Below are 1,199 nucleotides of genomic sequence, written 5' to 3'. Positions count from 1 at the left end.
CAGGGGAATCGCATATGGATTTGCGGCCTCTATTGCGTTGTTTTGCAGGATGGATTCTGAGAGCGGCTCCCACAAGGCGGAGGGAGTCGTATGGGGAAGTTCAAGAAGGCTTTTCGGCGGTTGTCGGACCCACGTGCAGCGAATGCACGACACGACCTTCTGGAGGTACTGGTTATCGCCTTGGCGGCGGTCCTGTGCGGAGCAGAGACCTGCTCGGACATGGCGGAGTTCGGACAGGCCAAGGCAGACCTGCTTCGGCTGTTTCTGCGCCTGGAACATGGGATTCCCAGCCACGACACTTTCAGTCGCGTGTTCCGTTTGCTCGAGCCGGAAGCCTTCGAGGCAGCGTTCCGGCGCTTCATGGCGGCGTTTGCCAAGGCCAACCGGCTCAATCTCAGCGGGGTGGTCGCGATCGACGGCAAAGCGCTGCGAGGCGCCTTCGAGCGCGGTTCGCGCTACGAGCCTCTGCATCTGGTCAACGTCTTTGCGGTGGAAGCGCGCATGTCGCTGGCCCAGCAGAAGGCTCCCGGCCGCAACGAGACCAAGGGGGCGTTGGAGGTATTGGCGCTGCTGTCGCTCGAAGGCTGCGTCGTCACGGCCGATGCGCTGCATTGCCATCGTGCAATGGCCAAGACGGTGCTCGATCGCGGTGGCGACTACGTGCTGGCGATCAAGGCCAACCGTGGACCTCTGTTCAAGACTGTGGTCGCGCAGTTTGCCCGGTCCGGCGAGCGCAGGGCCGTCAAGACGGTCGAACCGTCCACCCACGACCGGCGCGAAGCGCGCCGGGCAACCATCATGCGCAATACCAGCCTGGCTGCCGTCCATGGCTTCCCGGGCGTCGTTGCGATCGGCCGCGTCACCTCGCGCAGGCAATTGCAGGGCAATCGCGCCGAGCCGCCGGTCGTGCGCTATTACGTGCTCTCCAAGTCCATGTCCGCCAGGCGGCTGCTGCAGGTCACGCGCAGTCATTGGACCATCGAGAACCAATTGCACTGGGTGCTTGACGTCCACTTCGACGAGGACGGCAACCGGGCCAGAATGGACAATGCTCCCGAGAACCTCGCCATCCTGCGCAGGCTCGCGCTCAACATCCTTCGGTCTTGTCCTGGTCCCACCTCCATACGTCGAAAAATCAAGCGCGCCGGCTGGGACGACAGCTTCCTCCTCACCTTGCTCGGCCATATGCGATAGCCCTG

General features: G+C 63.2%; 1 protein-coding gene. It reads left to right on the top strand.

Going from position 1 to position 1,199, the window contains the following annotated elements; translation table 11 throughout:
* The first annotated feature begins 90 nt into the window (after positions 1 to 90).
* Positions 91 to 1,194 carry an ISAs1 family transposase gene (locus ACZIRK_RS45200; protein WP_130224974.1) on the top strand — a complete coding sequence of 368 codons (1,104 nt, stop codon included), beginning with the start codon at positions 91 to 93 and terminating at the stop codon, positions 1,192 to 1,194.
* The last annotated feature ends 5 nt before the right edge of the window (positions 1,195 to 1,199 follow it).

The sequence above is a fragment of the Bradyrhizobium sp. Leo114 genome (assembly GCF_055229415.2).
This window is presented reverse-complemented; position numbering and strand designations above follow the sequence as displayed.